This is a genomic window from Photobacterium sp. 1_MG-2023 (assembly GCF_030547945.1).
In the GTDB taxonomy this organism is placed as follows: domain Bacteria; phylum Pseudomonadota; class Gammaproteobacteria; order Enterobacterales; family Vibrionaceae; genus Photobacterium.
In genome coordinates, this window is the sequence record NZ_JAUORR010000028.1 from 1 (window position 1) to 17777 (window position 17777).

15 protein-coding genes are annotated in these 17777 nt (G+C 54.8%); 4 read left to right on the forward strand and 11 right to left on the reverse strand.

Annotated features, from left to right (window positions below):
* Both Q4579_RS18890 and Q4579_RS18895 read left to right on the forward strand, forming a co-directional pair.
* Window positions 1-219: transposase (locus Q4579_RS18890; RefSeq protein ID WP_368502006.1), on the forward strand; the 219-nt coding region annotated here is incomplete at its 5' end.
* Window positions 220-245: 26 nt separating this feature from the next.
* The gene (locus Q4579_RS18895; RefSeq protein ID WP_303566285.1) at window positions 246-395 is read left to right on the forward strand and encodes a hypothetical protein; all 150 of its coding nucleotides are present in this window, start codon (window positions 246-248) and stop codon (window positions 393-395) included.
* A gap of 563 nt (window positions 396-958) precedes the next feature.
* On the opposite strand, the gene Q4579_RS18900 is transcribed toward Q4579_RS18895, so the two are convergent.
* The 10 genes from Q4579_RS18900 to Q4579_RS18945 form a co-directional block, all read right to left on the reverse strand.
* Window positions 959-2593 carry a methyl-accepting chemotaxis protein gene (locus Q4579_RS18900; protein WP_303566286.1) on the reverse strand — a complete coding sequence of 545 codons (1635 nt, stop codon included), beginning with the start codon at window positions 2591-2593 and terminating at the stop codon, window positions 959-961.
* 615 nt (window positions 2594-3208) lie between these two features.
* Window positions 3209-3541 (reverse strand): nitrite reductase small subunit NirD, encoded by a 333-nt coding sequence (gene nirD / locus Q4579_RS18905; protein WP_303566288.1) that lies wholly within the window; start codon window positions 3539-3541, stop codon window positions 3209-3211.
* Window positions 3538-6144, reverse strand: coding sequence for an FAD-dependent oxidoreductase (locus Q4579_RS18910; RefSeq protein WP_303566346.1), 2607 nt, complete (start codon window positions 6142-6144; stop codon window positions 3538-3540). Before Q4579_RS18910 ends, nirD begins: the two co-directional genes overlap by 4 nt.
* 87 nt (window positions 6145-6231) lie before the next feature.
* Window positions 6232-6975, reverse strand: coding sequence for an ABC transporter ATP-binding protein (locus Q4579_RS18915; RefSeq protein WP_303566347.1), 744 nt, complete (start codon window positions 6973-6975; stop codon window positions 6232-6234).
* Window positions 6976-7125: 150 nt separating this feature from the next.
* Entirely contained in the window at window positions 7126-8100 is a 975-nt protein-coding gene (locus Q4579_RS18920) for an ABC transporter permease (RefSeq protein ID WP_303566289.1), read from the reverse strand.
* Window positions 8101-8112: 12 nt separating this feature from the next.
* Window positions 8113-9477 (reverse strand): CmpA/NrtA family ABC transporter substrate-binding protein, encoded by a 1365-nt coding sequence (locus Q4579_RS18925; RefSeq protein WP_303566290.1) that lies wholly within the window; start codon window positions 9475-9477, stop codon window positions 8113-8115.
* A 175-nt stretch (window positions 9478-9652) separates the two neighbouring features.
* On the reverse strand, window positions 9653-10258 hold the full coding sequence (locus Q4579_RS18930) for an ANTAR domain-containing response regulator (protein WP_303566291.1): 606 nt from the start codon (window positions 10256-10258) through the stop codon (window positions 9653-9655).
* Window positions 10259-10335: 77 nt separating this feature from the next.
* Window positions 10336-11142, reverse strand: coding sequence for a uroporphyrinogen-III C-methyltransferase (cobA, locus tag Q4579_RS18935; RefSeq protein WP_303566348.1), 807 nt, complete (start codon window positions 11140-11142; stop codon window positions 10336-10338).
* Between the two features lie 47 nt (window positions 11143-11189).
* On the reverse strand, window positions 11190-14015 hold the full coding sequence (locus tag Q4579_RS18940) for a nitrate reductase (RefSeq protein WP_303566292.1): 2826 nt from the start codon (window positions 14013-14015) through the stop codon (window positions 11190-11192).
* Between the two features lie 276 nt (window positions 14016-14291).
* Complete coding sequence (locus tag Q4579_RS18945; RefSeq protein ID WP_303566293.1) at window positions 14292-15218, reverse strand: DMT family transporter; 927 nt, start codon at window positions 15216-15218, stop codon at window positions 14292-14294.
* Between the two features lie 91 nt (window positions 15219-15309).
* Between Q4579_RS18945 and Q4579_RS18950 the strand changes: the two genes are divergently transcribed.
* Window positions 15310-16209, forward strand: a complete 900-nt coding sequence (locus Q4579_RS18950; protein WP_303566294.1) for a LysR substrate-binding domain-containing protein — start codon at window positions 15310-15312, stop codon at window positions 16207-16209.
* A gap of 213 nt (window positions 16210-16422) precedes the next feature.
* Window positions 16423-17196 carry a DUF1194 domain-containing protein gene (locus Q4579_RS18955; RefSeq protein WP_303566295.1) on the forward strand — a complete coding sequence of 258 codons (774 nt, stop codon included), beginning with the start codon at window positions 16423-16425 and terminating at the stop codon, window positions 17194-17196.
* A 97-nt stretch (window positions 17197-17293) separates the two neighbouring features.
* Here Q4579_RS18955 and Q4579_RS18960 read toward each other — a convergent pair whose 3' ends face one another.
* Entirely contained in the window at window positions 17294-17758 is a 465-nt protein-coding gene (locus Q4579_RS18960) for a hypothetical protein (protein ID WP_303566296.1), read from the reverse strand.
* Window positions 17759-17777 lie beyond the last annotated feature (19 nt).

Genomic DNA, 17777 nt, shown 5'->3' on the forward strand with positions numbered 1-17777 from the left:
CACTGGATATTAGATGTGAGTATGCGAGAAGATGCTTGTCAGATTTACCGAGAAAACGCGGCTGAAAACCTAGCGGGGTTAAGGCACATGGCACTGAACATGCTCAGAGCGGAGCCAACCAAGATTAGCGTGCCGATGAAACAGAAACGTTGCATGATGAAACCCGCCTTTTTGGAGCAAGTCCTTGTGGCTGGGTTTACGTCAATGGCTAAACCTTAACCATTCATGCGGACGCCCTGGAGAAGATGGCTGTTCAAAAGGAAATTACGGATGTTATTGCTTTAGAACAGACGGCTAAGTTTTATAAAGATAAAAAAGGGCGTTGTCCAAGTTCAGTATCTGCTCTAGTCGGTATTGCGATAAAACGTGAACCTGAAGATAGGGTCGGGCTTTGAGTATAAAACCGATGGAAATTGCTCATTTCAGTCGTTCAAAGGCATTACGTCTAATAGCATATAAAGCATTCAACAATAACCTGTTGACTCTCAACGCTTTGCATTAAACTTAACACCCGTTTGTTGTGTTTCGCTAAAGGAGCAGAGATGAGAAAATGTATCGCAAATTAGCATTAACAAACTGTGAATGAGCTTTAGCACTAACGTGCAAAGGGGCAAAAAACCGTCACACATTCCCTCCAGTCAATGACTTACTTTAACTTTTCTGGTTGTATTCTGGGACGTCACCTCGACCATCCTGGAGGTGTTTTTATTTTAATATCAAATGCTTAAGTCGTCATTCCCGCGAAGGCGGGAATCCATGTGGCTCGGTGCTGAGGCAATCGAAGAGGGGATGTATTCATCCAACCCTCATTTATGTTCTCCACCGTCACTGGATCCCCGCCTTCGCGGGGGATGACGGGGAGAGGCGGGATGACATTTTCTAGCTTTATATCGATGCGTTAATCAAAAAGTCACCGCAAAAAACGGATTCCATACGACTCACAATCCAAAGCTGGCATCTAAGCCAGCTTGAATCGCTGAATCATCTTCATCAGATCCGCCGACACATGCAGCAGTTCATCGCTGGCTTGGGCCATCTGGCCGGATTCGGTGGCGACCGACAGGGACATGTCCTTCAGGCTGACCACATTGCAGTTGATGTCGTTCAGGGTCAGGGTCTGTTGCTCTGTGGCGGTGGCGATATGCTGGTTCATGGCCTGAATGGTCTGGACTTCGCCATTGATGATATTCAGGGCTTCACCGGCTTCGATGGAGATTTTCGACGCGTTACTGGCTTTTTCTGTGCCCGTTTCCATCACTTTCACCGCATTTCCGGCGCCGTGCTGGAGTTGCTCTACAATTTTCTGGATTTCCAGTGTCGATTCCTGAGTGCGCTGCGACAGCGTCCGGACTTCATCGGCAACCACGGCAAAGCCGCGGCCTGCTTCTCCTGCACGGGCGGCTTCAATCGCGGCGTTCAGGGCCAGCAGGTTGGTCTGTTCGGCGATGCCCCGGATGACTTCCAGGACGGTATCCACGTTGCGGCTGTCGGTTGCCAATTGCTCGACCACCTGACTGGCCTGCGCGATGTTGTCAGCCAGCAGATTCGCTTCTTCGACATTCCGGTCCACAATCAGCTTTCCGTTCTTTGTGCCATTGGCCGCCGATAAACTGGCGTCGTTGGCCTCCACTGTGCGACGGCTGACTTCTTCAACCGTCGCCAGCATTTCCGTCATGGCTGCGGCCAGTTGCTCAACGTCATTCTGCTGCTGATTCAGATTATGGTCGACGGTATGAATCGACGATGAAACCTGATTCGCGGCCGCAGCCACCTGAGTCCCGGAAGTATTGATCTGCTGCAATATCGACTGGATTGAGGCGACAAACTGGTTGAAATACTTCGATAACGCCGCCAGCTCATCCCGGCCAGACTCATTCAGGCGTTGTGTCAGATCCCCCTCACCACAGGATAGCGCTTTCATTGCTTCAACGGTTTGTTTCAGGGGTGAGGTAATCGACCGGATCATCAGCGCTATCAGGACAGACAGCACAGCCAGCATGATCCCGGCATTTGTCAGTGAGATCATTTCGGCTTTCCGCACATCCGTCTGCAGCGCCTGCATATTCATGCCACTGCCCACCAGCCATTGCCACGGGCCGAACTCCAGAACATAACTGGTTTTCGGCTCTGATGTGCTGGTACTCTGGCCGCTGTGCCAGGCATAATCGACAAAGCCTCCGCCGTTTCTCGCTTCAACATACAGCTGGCGCACAAACCGGAAGCCTTCCGCATCTTCCAGATCCATCGTATTGGTGCCAATCAGCGTCTTCACACCTGCCAGCTGAATGCCGTTTCGATCATTGACAAAGATATAGTTCCCCTGATCAAAGCGCATCGCAGCAATGGCCGCAATGGCGTCTGATTTGGCCTGAGATTCGGTCAGAACACCGGACTGACTGAGTCCGTGGTAGTGTTCAATCACGCCGACAGCACTCTCGACCAGATTCACCACCCCCCGCTCATAATTTTCCCGCATGAACTCACGCGATTTGCTGGCATTTAGCACCGTATTCACCACGAGCCCGACGGCAAATAAAGCCAGCAACGTCCATATCCGAGCAGCAATACTGAAACCAGAAAACCAGGTCTTCATTTTATTTCTCCTATGGGTGTAACCAATCGCAGTCAATCACTGGTCATCCTAGCTTGTTCAAATGCTCGATAACTGCGTTAGATTTTTTGATGGTAGAAACACGACTGATCTAAAAAGTCTGCCTTGTTCTCAAACATTTCCCCTGCGCTATTTCTGATCATTGACTGACTTTGATTGGTATAACTGTCGTCTTTTTACGACCGGGAAGTCTTTAGAAACACATGAGATTGTTCTTGTCTCACCACACAGGCTGCTGTCACTCTTGGGCTTGCTGAACAGCGTCATTTGCCAGTCATCGGGCGTTTTTTGTGAATCTCATCCAATCTATGCATAGATGAGCATGGCGGGAATGAAACTCAGCGAACATGAATTTATGAGAGCGTTCAAAATTTATACAAATCATCGGATAAAATACCCCGAAAATCTGGCAATTTTCAGAACTGCTGCAAGGTAGAAAATGTCAACAAATTGACGGATATAGCCATAAAGAAGCCAGCTGTTCGACGACACAGCTGGCATGTAAAACCGCTTGAACGGCTTGTCGCGTTGGTTCTCTGCGAAACCTTGCTTTGGGCGTGTAGGTACTGCCGATTCTTTTACAGAGGCATGGGGAAATCAGGTGGCAACCTCAACCCACACCATGTCTTGTTCAATTTTCACCGGCCAGACTTTCAGGCGGACTTCAGGGATTTCCAGGCACTGCCCCGAGTGCAGACTGAAATGTTGTTTATATAGCGGCGATGCCACACAAGGCTGGCCCTGAATATCTCCCAGAATTCCCCGTGCCATCACATAGGCCTTCCCGACCGGGTCCCAGTTATCCAGCGCAAACACTTCCGGCGTCAGAGCGGTCAGGTAAAAGAGGGCAATTTGCTGGTTGCCCGCCCATGCGCCCATGCCGGATTGCGCGACCAGATCGTCGATATGACAGATTTTTTGCCAACTCATAAGCCCTCCTTCTCTGTTTCCGGCAGCCTTTGTGGTTGTGCTTCGACCCACTGGACCGGTATACGCTGACCGCGTTCACGCACCGTTATCGGAACCGTTATCGGAACCGTTACCGGAACCGTTACCGATTCCGTCTCCGACGGATTGTCATTCACAAATCGGCGAAAGCGCGCCAGTTTTTCCGGCGTCGACAAGGTGGTTTTCCATTCGCACTGATACGTGTCCACCACATGCTGCATCTGCTGTTCCAAGGCTGCATTGATGCCCAGACTATCCGCCACGACCACGCTGCGCAGATAGTCCAGTCCGCCTTCCAGATTCTGTAACCACACTGAAGTGCGCTGTAGTTTGTCGGCTGTCCGGACATAGAACATCAGCACCCGGTCGATCATGGTCACCAGGGCCTCGGTCGAGAGATCAGACACCAGCAGATCCGCATGACGCGGACGCATCCCGCCATTACCGCACACATAAAGATTCCAGCCGTTTTCGGTCGCAATCACGCCAATATCTTTGCTCTGCGCTTCGGCGCATTCCCGTGTACAGCCGGAAACAGCAAACTTGAGCTTATGCGGTGAACGCAATCCTTTGTATCGGTTCTCCAGCAGAATCGCCAGCGCCATGGAATCGTCGACACCATAACGACACCAGGTCGACCCCACGCAGGATTTTACGGTTCGCAGCGATTTCCCATAGGCATGACCGGTTTCAAACCCGGCATCAATCAGGGCCTGCCAGATATCCGGCAGCTGTTCCAGTTGCGCCCCGAACAAATCCACCCGCTGACCGCCGGTGATCTTGGTATAGAGATCGAATTGTTTAGCCACTTCCCCTAATACAATCAGTTTGTCCGGCGTAATTTCACCGCCGGGAATCCGGGGAACCACCGAGTAGCTGCCATCTTTCTGGATGTTGGCCAGAAAGGCATCGTTGGTGTCCTGCAACGGCTGATGCTGTGGGGCCAGAATGTGCTCATTCCACAGCGAGGCAAAGATCGACGCCGCGGCGGGTTTACAGACATCGCATCCAAGTCCCCGGCCATGGCGGCTGATCAGATCCGTAAAGCTTTTGATCTCTTCTACCTGAATCAGGTGAAAGAGTTCCTGACGGGTGTGGGCAAAGTGCTCACATAAGTGATGATTCACTGCCATGCCCAGAGCGGCCAATTCTTCATCCAGCACAGATTTCACCAGCGCACTGCATCCGCCACAGCCCGTGCCGGCCTTGGTGCAGCTTTTCAGTTCAGACAACGCATGCGCCCCGGCCTTGGTGCAGCTTTTCAGTTCAGACAACGCATGCGCCCCGGCCTGAACCGCCGCTGCGATATCCCCCCGGCTCACATTGTGGCAGGAGCATATCATCGCGCCGGCATCTTTGCTGCCCTGCAAAGAAGAGCAGTCGAACAGCAGTTCTGCCGGATGCGATGGCAGTGGCATTTCATTCAGATAACACTGCAGCAGGGCGGCATAGTCCTGATTATCTCCAATCAGAATCGCCCCCAGCAGTTTGTCGCCGGTCTCATTCACCACCAGTTTTTTGTAGACCCCGGCGCGCATATCCTGCAACACCATTTCCTGACAGCTTTCACCCTGCCCCAGTGAATCGCCGATGGCAGAAACATCAACCCCCATGAGTTTGAGTTTGGTGCTCATATCCGCGCCGTCAAAGGTCGCCTCCCCACCCAGAATCTGATCGGCTGCAATGCGCGCCATCCGGTAACCCGGTGCAACCAGGCCAAAAATCCGCTGCTGCCAAAGTGCACATTCACCAATGGCATAAATCGCCGGATCACTGGTCTGACAGGCATCGTTGATCACAATCCCGCCCCGCTCACCGATGGCCAGTCCGCATTGCCGGGCCAGTGTGTCCTGCGGGCGGATCCCGGCAGAAAACACGATCACATCAACTTCAAGCGGCGGATGATCCTGAAAGTTCATCCGGTGATAGGCCGTCTCGCCATCGGTGATCGCTGTGGTTGCGCGGCTGGTGTGAACCCGAACGCCCAGTTCACTCACTTTCTGTTTCAGCAATGCACTGCCCGCATCATCAATCTGAACCGGCATCAGCCGCGGCGCAAACTCCACGACGTGCGTCTCCAGCCCCAGTAAACGCAATGCGTTGGCCGCTTCGAGTCCCAGCAGTCCGCCACCGACCACAGCACCGGTTTTCGCGCCTTCACAGGCCGTTTTAATGGCAGATAAATCATCCAGCGTTCTGTAAACAAAACAGTTCGCGCGATCATTCCCCGAAACCGGCGGCACAAAAGGGTAAGACCCGGTCGCCAGCACGAGTTTGTCGTATGCAAGCTGACTGTCACTGGCCAGCGTGACACGCTGTCTGTCACGATCAATCGCGACAACCTGCTCCCCCAGCAGCAACTCAATTCCCTGCTCCTGATACCATGCCTCCTGACTCAGGAAGAGATCCTGATGATCACTGCCGGAAAACAGCGAAGACAAATGGACCCGGTCATAAGCGACAAACCGCTCCTCACCCAACACAGTGATCTGATATCGCTGCTGTGCATTTTGTGCCACCAGCTGTTCAATAAAGTGATGGCCGACCATGCCGTTTCCCACCACCAGTAATTTTTCCCGTTGCATCAACATCCTTGCTCTCCTGAATTCTGTTGTTTATCACCTGGCTCAGGCCACTTTGGGGTTCTTTTTCTGCGGGGTGATGGGCTCGACCTAGCGCTGCTTCTCATACAGGAAGCGCAACACCCGCTGGCGAAGCTGCTGATACACCGGATCATCCGCCAGTGCGACCCGGTTCCGGGGCCGCGCCAGAGGAATCTCCAGCACCTCACCAATGGTGGCCGCCGGGCCGTTACTCATCATCACAATACGATCCGAAAGCAGCACCGCTTCATCTACGTCATGGGTAATCATGATCACCGTGTTGTTCAGCTCCGACTGGATCGCCATGAGCGCATCCTGCAAATGAGCCCGGGTCAGGGCGTCCAGCGCACCGAAGGGCTCATCCATCAGCAGCACTTTGGGCTTCATCGCCAAAGCCCGGGCAATCCCGACCCGCTGCTTCATCCCGCCGGAAATTTCATCGGGCCGTTTATCATGGGCATGATCCATCTGGACCAACCGGAGGTAATGCATCACCGCATCCCGGATGGCAGCCGATGCCTTCCCCTTCTCGACCTGTTTCACGGCGAGTTCCACGTTCTGATACACCGTCAGCCAGGGCAGCAGTGCATGGTTCTGAAAAACCACCGCGCGCTCCGGGCCGGGGCCGTCGATCTCACGTCCTTCCAGAATCACCCCGCCATCGGTTGCATCATGCAACCCGGCAACCAGATTCAGCACCGTGGATTTCCCGCAGCCGGAATGGCCAATCAGCGAAATAAACTCCCCCTGCCGGATGGCAAAATTGACATCTTTCAGCGCAACAAAGTCGCCCTGTGGCGTTGGAAACCGCATCCCCAGATAACTGAGCAGGAGATAATCCCGGGACTTGGCTTGCGACGGTGGGGGATGAGCGGCTGTCTCTGCCGACGTTACAGCATTGAGTGTCACGGCTTTGGTAAACTTGGTTTTCAACAACATTGCTTTCTCCTTCACCTGAACCGCTTAACGCTGGCTCAGTTGTTGATTCCATGAAAAATGACGTTGCAGACTGAGCATCCCGCGATCCAGCAACAGTCCGATGAAGCCGATGGTCACAACGGCCACCATAATGCGTCCCAGTGAAGCCGAACTGCCATTCTGAAATTCATCCCACACGAATTTGCCCAGCCCCGGATTCTGCGCCAGCATCTCTGCCGCAATCAGCACCATCCAGGCCACCCCGAGCGACAGCCGCAATCCGGTGAACACCATAGGAATCGCCGACGGCAGAACAATGGTGCGCACATGCTGCCAGCGAGACAGCCTGAGCACGCGACTGACATTGAGCAGATCCTTGTCCACCCCGGTCACACCGACGGCGGTGTTGATCAGGGTGGGCCACAGACTGCACATCGCGACAGTCAGCAGGGAATTTAAGAAGGATTTCGCCACCAGCGGGTCATCGCTGACATACAGCGCGCTGACCACCATGGTGACAATCGGCAGCCAGGCCAGTGGAGAGACAGGTTTAAGGAGCTGAATGATCGGGTTCAGCGCCGCATAGAGATTCTGATTCAGCCCCAGCAAAATCCCGGCCGGAATTGCAATCAGTGTCCCCAGCAGAAAGCCAGCACCGACCGTCAGCAAACTGGTGCCGATCTGGTCAAAAAAAGTGGGTTTTCCGGTGTAATCGCGAACCCGGATCTCAGCCTGAGGATTCTGCGCCAGCCGTTCGGCATTCCGCGCTGCCTGACGTGCATCAAAGGCTGTTTCGCGAGCCCGTTCACGCTGATGTTCAGCCACCAGACTGGTGAACTGCTGCCAGGTCTGAACTGGTCCCGGCAGGGTGCCTAAAGACGTCTGAACCTGACTGGCCGCCAGGTGCCAGATCAGAAGAAAAATGACGATTCCTGAGGCCGGTAAGGCCAGGTTCCGGCAGTGCTGTATCACCTGTGCCGGTTTCGGCAGCACGCGAGCATTGATCATCGAAGCTATCATCTGTTGTCCTCCTTACAAGCGGTCATCGCCCTTCAGACCAATGGCGAATTTGTCGAGATACGCATTGGGCTGACGGCCGTCAAAAGTGATCTGATCAATGAAGCCATTCTGCGGGGGCCGGAACCCGTCTTCGCGGTCAAAATCCGGAAAATCCGAGGGGTTCATTTTGCCTTCGGCAATCAGGGCTTCGGCAGCCTGACGATAGATCTCCGGACGGTAAACACGCTTCGCAACAGACAGATACCAGTCATCCGGTCTGGCCTGCGGGATCTGGCCCCAGCGCCGCATTTGCGTCAGCGTCCAGACGGCATCGCTGTAATAGGGATAAGTGGCGTGATACCGAAAGAACACATTGAAATCCGGCGCCGGACGCCGATCGCCTTTTTCATACTCAAAGGTGCCTGTCATGCTGTTGGCGATCACTTTGGCATCCGCTCCGACATACTGACTGCGCGCCAGCATCTGGACAGCCTTCGACCGGTTGGCATTGTCATCGTCATCCAGCCAGTGGGCCGCGCGGATCAAGGCTTTCACCACCCGGATATGCGTGTTGGGATGGGCCTCTGCCCAGCTTTTGCTGACCCCGAACACTTTCTCCGGGTTATTACGCCAGATATCGTGATCCGTAATCACGGGCACACCAATGCCTTTCATCACCGCTTGCTGGTTCCAGGGTTCACCCACGCTGTAGCCCTGAATGGTGGCAGCCTCCAGCGTGGCGGGCATTTGCGGCGGCGGGGTGACACTCAGCAGCACATCGGCCTGACGCTGCCCGCTGTTATCTCCGTGCGCCGGATCATAAAAGCCGGGATGAATTCCGCCGGCAGCCAGCCAGTAACGCAGCTCGTAGTTATGCGTTGACACCGGGAACACCATGCCCATATTGAAGGACTTCCCTTCCGCCTGATACGACGCGATCACCGGCTTGAGCAGATCTGCCGTCACCGGATGCCGGACGCTGCCATCCGCCTGACGCTGAACATTCGGCTTCATCGCTTCCCAGACGTGATTCGCCACCGTGATCGCGTTGCCGTTGAGATCCATGCTGAAAGCGGTGATTACGTCGGCCTGAGTCCCAATGCCAATGGTGGCGCCGATAGGCTGTCCGGCGAGCATGTGCGCACCGTCCAGCTCGCCGTCAATCACCCGATCCAGTAAAACTTTCCAGTTCGCCTGTGCTTCCAAAGTGACGTACAGGCCCTCGTCTTCAAAAAAGAAGTTTTCATAGGCCACGGCCAGCGGCGCCATGTCGGTGAGTTTGATAAACCCAAACTTCAGTTCATCTTTCTCCGGTGGCCCCACGTCGGCCTGCGCCGACAGCGAGAACAGGCTGAGCGCCACCGCAACGGTAAATCCCTTTCGTTTCCCTCGTTCCATGTCTAATCCTCTTCATCAAGTCGAAACCAATGCCTGAACCCATAAAAAAACGCTGCCCTTCCCAAAGGAAGCAGCAGCGTTGCTGTGTGATTCATGGATGTCTGATTTTTGGGCCGAAAAGTCAGGTGTCGTTGCCTCACCTTTCAGCCATGTTCATTCTGCTCGTCCGGTCCTTTTAACCACGCGTCAGCCGGAACAACACGTTCTTCGCAATCTGGCCCAGCGGCTGACTGTGCTGCATCGCTGCGTTGCGAAGCATCTGATAAGCTTCGGCTTCCGCCAGACCATGCTGCTTCATCAGCAAACCTTTGGCCTGCTCCACCAGCCGCCGGTCTTCCAGGCGACGATTCAGCGTCTGAAACTCTCGCTCAATCTTGCGTTGCCGCGCCCTGACCTGTTCAGCCCTTTCCACCCAGACGCGCAGCGCCGTTGCCGAGTCGCCGGGGAGAAGGACATAACCGTCCGGTGCGGGTAAACGCTCGATATCGTGAATGTCCAGTTGCCGGATCATCACCACCAGCGGCCATTGCTGACTGCCCGCCTGAGTCACCAGCAAACGAAGTTCGGCATCCGCCCTGGCCCAGCTGATCACCAGCACCCGCGATGATGCCTGTGGGATCACCCCGGACAGCTGGCTGAACGGGCAACCAATCACATCGTCGTAATGCGCTGCCAGTTCTCGGGTCAGCCTCGCCTGTTCGCGGGTGCAGTCACTGCACACCAGGATCTGTCGGGAGGCTGCCGCCTGCTGATCACTCTGTCGCGCATCTGATTTTGTCATCCCTGTCGACTTCCCTGTCCCTGACCGTTCACGCACAACACCATCACTCAAGCAAGGAAACAGCCACAGCGGCCAGTTCAGCCAAAAAATACCTCTTTGGGGGTATCCATCGGATCAGCATCTGACGTAAGTAATTGATTCAGCGTCTCGCGGAGGCGCACCACGTCGCCAATCACCAGCAGCGCCGGTGACTGTCCCTTGAAGAGTTGCCCCAGTTTGGTGAGCTTGCCCAATGTCGACACATGCACCACTTCGTCCGGCGTGCTGCCTTTGATGACGACAGCCAGCGGGGTATCGGTGCTCAGCCCGCCCAGTGTCAGGCCGCTTTGAATTTCCCGCGCCTGTTCCAGCCCCATATAAAAAACAATGGTCTGCCCGGCGCCGATCAACTGCGCCCACGCCGGTAAAGCCCCTGACACCACATGCCCGGTCACCAGCGTGACCGAACGGGACATTTCGCGATGGGTGAGCGGAATAGATGCCGACGCCGCGCAGCCAATTGCCGCGGTGATGCCCGGCACAAACTCAAAAGGAATCCCGGCAGCGGCCAGCGCCAGCCCTTCTTCACCGCCCCGGCCAAAGATCAGCGGATCGCCCCCTTTCAAGCGCACAACATATTGCCCCGTGCCCGCCTGCTCAATCAGGAGCTGATTGATGGCTTCCTGCTTCATACTGGGCTCACCGCAGCGTTTGCCGACATGAATCCATACCGCGTTTGGATTCGCCAGCTTCAGAATCGCTTCACTGACCAGCCGGTCGTAAACCAGCACGTCTGCCCGTTCAATGGCCTTCAGTGCTTTGATCGTCAGTAATTCTGGATCCCCCGGTCCGGCTCCCACCAGACTGACTGCGGGCCGCTGCGCCATCGGTCTGATCGCTGGCATCACCGTCACCGTCTTTTCCGCAGTGTCTTTGAACGGATTCATCTCACTCATCCCTGTACTCCTTGTACTGAAGGCAAAGACTGCGCCACCCTGACCTCGGCCTTGGCGTCGCTTTCTATCCTCTGCTTTTCCTGAACATCTGGCGTCTGATTCGCCACCAGCACTGTGCGCACTTCTGCCAGACAAGACCCGCAATTGGTGCCGCATTTCAGCTGTGCCTGAAGTCCACCAAGTGTATTGATGCCGTCTTCTTCAATGGCTTTGATGATTTGCCGGTCCGTCACTCGGAAGCAACTGCACACCAGTTTTGATGGTGCCTGTCCCCGCAACATCAGCGCCAGAAATGCGGAAATTGAAAAGTCCTGCCCGAATAAGGCCGCCAGTGCCATGGCATCTGCCGTAAGTGGCTGCTGACTGACCAGACAAACTGCACCCAGTGTACTGCCCTGTTGTATCAGCCCGGCCCAGCTGTTCGGAGCCGGACACATCCCATCCAGCATCAGTGTCCGTGCCGCTTGTGGCGTCTGCGCTGTGTCGGCCCATGCTTGTTTGGACAAGGGACGCCGGGTCGTAAACCGCCAGAGACCCACGGCCTCTGTGGTCTGAAAACTCAGGTACTCGGTTGCAAATGGTGGCGGTTGATCCCCGAGCCAGAGGCCATAAGACCCGACAGGTTCAGGGGCGATCGCAACGGAAGCGGACTTGAGTGCAGGCTGGCCGGAAACCGGATCCGCATCAGCAGGAACGAGCCCATTGACCCGGCTGTCGAAGCCAAACCTGCCAGCCCAGTGCATCGACATAAACAGCTGACCCGGTGACAAGCCATCATCCAGCCCCAGCTTCGCCAGCAGTGTCTGTCCCGACTGTGGTGCCTGTCCCGACAGTGCCGTTGCGGGTTGGACATCGACTGCAGACAGCCGAATCAATTGTCCCTCATCCAACTCAAGTTGCTGCGCGGCATGCGGATGCATGTAAACGGTGGGTTCAGGTTCGCTTTCGGCCAGCCGGGCGATGTGGCCGGTGCGGGTCATGGTGTGCCATTGATCCCGTTGACGGCCGGTATTGAGCCACCAGACAGGCAAACGGCCATCTGATCCGTGGGGTTCAGCAGTCTGCCCGACAAACGTTTCGGCCGACACCGCCATGAAACGGGCACGTCCGTCATCCGTCGGAAACACGCCGTCACGGAACAGATGGGATGTCTGACCCAGCGGCCAGCGCTGTGGCTGCCAGTGTGCATAGTCCGCGTCGGACAGGTCTGCCAACGCAGACAAATCAAACAGCAGAGGCGTGCCGCGATTGATCCCACTCAATGCAGCGTGCTCGCGAAAAACATCCGCTGCACTGGGAAAATCGAACCCCGGATATCCCATCCGCTGCGCGACCTCGCACAAGGCCTGCCAGTCTGCACATGCCTGTCCCGGTGGCGGCAGAAAAGCGCGCTGACGGCTGATCATCCGCTCCGAGTTGGTCACCATGCCTTCTTTTTCTCCCCAGCCAGCGGCGGGCAGCAACACATCGGCAAAGGCGGCAGTATCGGCATCCGGTGAAATGTCCGACACCACGACAAAATCGCAGCGCGACAAAGCCGCCGCGATTCGGGCGCTGTCTGGCATCGACACAACCGGATTCGTCGCCATGATCCAGATGAACTTTATTTTGCCAGCATGCATGGCTTCAAAAAGATCGACCGCTTTGAGGCCTGGCTGAGTTGCCATGTTCGGCGCCTGCCAGAATTCCCCGACCGCAGCCACAGATTCGGCATCAAACCCGCGATGCACCGCCAGCTGATTCGCCAGCCCACCCACTTCCCGGCCCCCCATCGCATTGGGCTGACCGGTCAGCGAGAAAGGTCCAGCCCCGGGCTGACCAATACGTCCGGTCGCCAGATGGCAATTGATGATGGCGTTGGCTTTATCCGTTCCGTTGGCCGACTGATTGATCCCCTGACAAAACAGTGTCAGGGTTTGGGGCGTTTCACGGAACCAGTGAAAAAAGGTCTGCAGATCGGTCCGGCTCAGGCCCAGTGCTACTGCACAGCGTTTCAATCCATACGCCTCCCGTCGGATGATCGACCGGAGGGCTTCAAATCCCTGACAGTGCTGCGCAATAAATACGTCATCCAAAGCCTGATGATCCATCAGGAATCGCAACAGTCCGTTGAACAACAGCACATCCCCATCATTGGCTATCGGCAAATGTAAATCCGCCTGCTGCGCCGTCAGAGTTCGCCGCGGATCAATCACCACCAGCTTCAGAGACGGATTCGCTTCCCGGGCCTGCTGTATCCGCCGGAACAGCACCGGATGCGTCCACGCCGTATTGGCACCAACGATCACAATCAACCCTGCTTTTTCTATATCGTCGTAATGCACCGGAACCAGATCTTCACCAAAGGCACGGCTATGTGCAGCGACCGCTGAAGACATACAGAGGCGGGAGTTAGTATCCAGATTGGCGGAGCCGACAAAACCTTTCATCAGTTTATTGGCGACGTAATAATCTTCGGTCAGCAACTGGCCGGACACATACATCGCTACACTCTCCGGCCCATGCTCGGCCAGGGTTTGTTTGAGTCTCTCTGCGATCAGCGTTGTCGCTGAAGCCCAGTTGGACTCCCGGCCCAGAATCCGCGGATAAAGCAAACGGTTGGGGATCGTCAGGCTCTCTTTCAGCGCAGAGCCTTTCACACATAACGCGCCCTGATTTGCCGGATGTCCCGCATCTCCAGTGACTTCTGGCAAAACGGTTGACGCCCCCGATCGAGGATGCGGATTGATCTGGACGCCGCACCCCACTCCGCAATACGGGCAGGCCGATTTAATCACAGATTGTTGCTGGCATCCGGAAGTCGGAGCGGCCCTGCTACTCATATGCATCTCCTACGCGGTGCTGCCACCGCCATGTCGCAGGCATAAAAAATGCCACGCCCCCGGGAGAGGACGTGGCAGCAATGCCTAATAACCAAAGTATCAAGTGTTGAATGTCGTGTACGGAATTGACTTTGCATCTTATGTGCCAAAATCACACCCAAGACATCAATCCATTTTAAATCAATTGCTTAATGAGTTTCCTTGATATGTCCCGTCTGAGTCAGAAGATGAAAAGGTTCCGCGATAGTGCATCCCTGCACTGGCTTGGGGAGCGAATCAGCTGCGACTCAGACGAGCATGTCGCTGCCGGAACCAGATCGGACCGAAGGTATTCATCAGCATAGCCAGCACAATCAGGCTGACACCGAGCACCTTATTCCAGACCAGACTCTGTTCAAAAAAGATGATCTGCCAGAGAAAAGCGAACATCAGATTGGTGAGGATCAGCGGGGCCAGTTCGGAACCGGATTCAACCAGCCGGTACGCCTTCACCCGGAAGACCTGCGTATTCACAATACAGATAGCCAGCAGCAGCAACGCGGGCAACACCATGGACTGTGAATCAGTAAGTTGCTGCCAGCTGTCGGTCAGCATGGTGTGGTTATGCGTGAACAGTACCAGCGGGACTAACATCAGGCTGGCCAGAGTAAAACACCAGGCATTGAGGCCGAACGCTGACATCGTGCCTTGACTCACCCGGTATAAGCTGACCTGAGATCCGGCGTTAAACACACCGGCAGCAACACCCACCAGTAATTCCGGCCGCATCGTCAATCCGTCACCACTGCCCGCCATCAGCATGACACCGAGAAATGTGATGATCAGATTCGCCACGGTGAGCGACTGAATCTGAGTTTTAAATAACAGTTTTTCTAACACAGGAATAAACAGCGGCCCGGTACTGAACAACACCACGGTTTCAACCAGCGATAAGTGACTGAGTGAAAAAAGAAAACACAGTTGTGCGGCCGCCACGCAAAACGCCCGGACGGCCAGCGATTGCCAGAGTTTCCGGTTGTCTGGCACGGCCCACTGCGTTAAAGACATCAGCCACATCAATAACAATGCAGGTAAGGCAAACCGTAACAGACTCAAGAGTTCAATACTGATCTGATCACTGAGCAACTTAGACACCAGGCCGTTGACAGACAGGCTGAACGTGGAAGCCAGCATAAAAAAGAGGGGGCGAAAATCTGAGGTCATGCAATACTCCTTAGCTGGCGAGGAGTCTAGCCGGGTTACAAATGATAAAAAAGCGAATAATATTAACCAAACCCGTAAGAAAAACTTACAGATGAGAAAATTCATTCCCCTGAAGTCTATTTATGCTTTTGTCGCCGTCGCGGAAACCGGCAGTATGACCGACGCTGCCGATGTGCTCAGTGTGAGCCATTCGGCCATCAGTCAGGCGATTAAGTCGCTGGAGGGGCAATTAGGCTTGCCGCTGTTCCAGCGGGTTGGCCGACGGGTTGAGCTCAACCGGAACGGTCGCAAGTATTACCGCCAGGTTGCACCGGCACTGGAACAAATTGTTGAGGCCGGTGAATCCTTACAGCAACAGAACCAGCAGCGGATCACCCTGAATATGGTGAATTCGCTGGCCCTACACTGGTGGATTCCCCGGGTGCCGGAATTCCAGGCGATGGCGCCTCAGATTGATATCCGGATCTCCACCCTGACTCATGTGTTCGATCTCGATAAAGAGGGCGTGGATGTCGCCTTGATTCATGGCCGTCCCGACGACTGGAAAAATTATCACTGTGAAAAACTGGGCGATGATGAACTGATTCTGGTGTGTTCCCCCCGCTTATTGTCAGAATCAACTGCCAATACGCCGGAACAACTCCTGCTGCACCATTCCCCGGTCTTCGTCACCAATCCCAGAAGGCAGAATGACTGGCATCTCTGGTGTCAGGCCAATCAGTACCGAGTGCCCGCACAGCAACGGAACTTATGTTTCACAACGTCGGCGCATGCTGTTCAGGCCACCCTGCGCGGGCTGGGCGTGCTGGTAACCCATCGATTATTTGTCCGGGACGATATCCGGCAAGGGTTGCTGGCCGAGGTCGGGCCTGCGGTGCTCAATCCGCAGCAGGCTTATTTTCTCGTGTGCCACCGCGACAAATTAAAACAGGAAAGTGTGATGACCCTGCGGGCCTGGCTCCGCATTGAATTCAGCCAGCTCAGTGAATAAGTCAGGATTTTTTACACCTTTCTCCGTCGAAAGACCGCGCTGGCTGCGATTCCTGAGAAAAGGTGTCAGCATTTTTTACATCTGGCGGCAGGCTCAACCAAAAGATGACGAGAAATTAATGCTTTAGCATGATGGCACCGAAATTGCTCATCCCTTACGACCAACTCAGTTGGGTGTTCACCCCCGATTCTGTCGTACGTGAGGAGTAGTTCAATGTCATTGTCGATTAAAAAAGCTTTGATTCCGGTTGCACTGGCCGCAACGCTGGGCACCAGCATGCAGGCTAACGCGGATGTTTTAGAACTGGCCCTGTTAATTGATGGTTCAGGCAGTATAGGTTCCACGGATTTTGCCAATCAAATCAGTGGCTATACCAACATTTTAAATTCAGCTGGCTTTTACAACACCTTCATCGATCCAAGCCCTTATACCGAGGTTTACGTCAGTGCATGGACCTTCTCTGGCACCGCCGTGCAGGTCGTCGACTGGACACTGCTCGACAGTGATGCCGCAGCGGCCGGCTTTGCAACCGACCTGACCAATGGCGCGACTTACGCCGGTGGGTTGACCAACACACAAGATGCGATTCTGGATGCGATGGCTGCGTTCTCAATCGGCTCACAGGATTACAAGTTCGTGATTGATATCTCCACGGACGGTGTGCCAACGTCCGACAATGATCCGGGCGATCCCAGTACGAATGCGCTGATTGCTGCCAATGCCGCCCGTGATTTGGGGATCACCATAAACGCACTGGGCGTCGGTGGCGTTGATCAGACCTTCCTTGAAGCTTTAGTCGGGATCAATCCGGCAGACACACCATTAGGTTTTTATCTGGAAGCCAGTAACTTTGGTTCAGACTTTCAGGATGCACTGGTCCGTAAGTTTGGTCGAGAGATCACTGATATGCCGGAGCCAACCTCCATGGCGTTTCTAGGACTCGGCGTTCTCGGACTGGGCCTTCTTCGCCGCCGCCAGAAACAATAACCGGTATCCCTTCTTCCTCTCCCTAGTAACAGAAAGCCCCTGACAACAGGGGCTTTCCATCATCCTCGGTGCACCATCGATTCCCGGTGACACGCATTTACAGACTTTCACCTTCAGCGATCGCGGCAGTTTTCATGGCCTGCTCTTTGGCGACGCGGATAAATTCCTCGAATTCTTGCTGCATTCCGGCAATATCCATGGGCACAACCGTTTCCCAGTGCTCTCCGAAGTCAGCCGTGCGCACAACCTGCCCCTGATCACACAAAAAATACAGCATATTTTTATCAGTCAGCTCAGGCAACATGGTTTCACAACCGGCTTTTGATGCACCATGATGCTGCCATGCCTGTTGATCACTGAGCCGATCCCTTTTTGCGGAAATCAGTTTCAGCGCACTGTCGCCATTGCTAGCAACAACACGACCCAGAGAAACCACAACGCCATCGGCTGTCATTGCAGGCAGGCTTCGCTCTGTCTTACCGTCACCCAAAAAATACAGGTGGCGCTGAATCGTCTGCCATGTATCTCCATCATTGAAGCTGATGATCTGATCCCTACACATCCCAGCCAGCAACGAACGG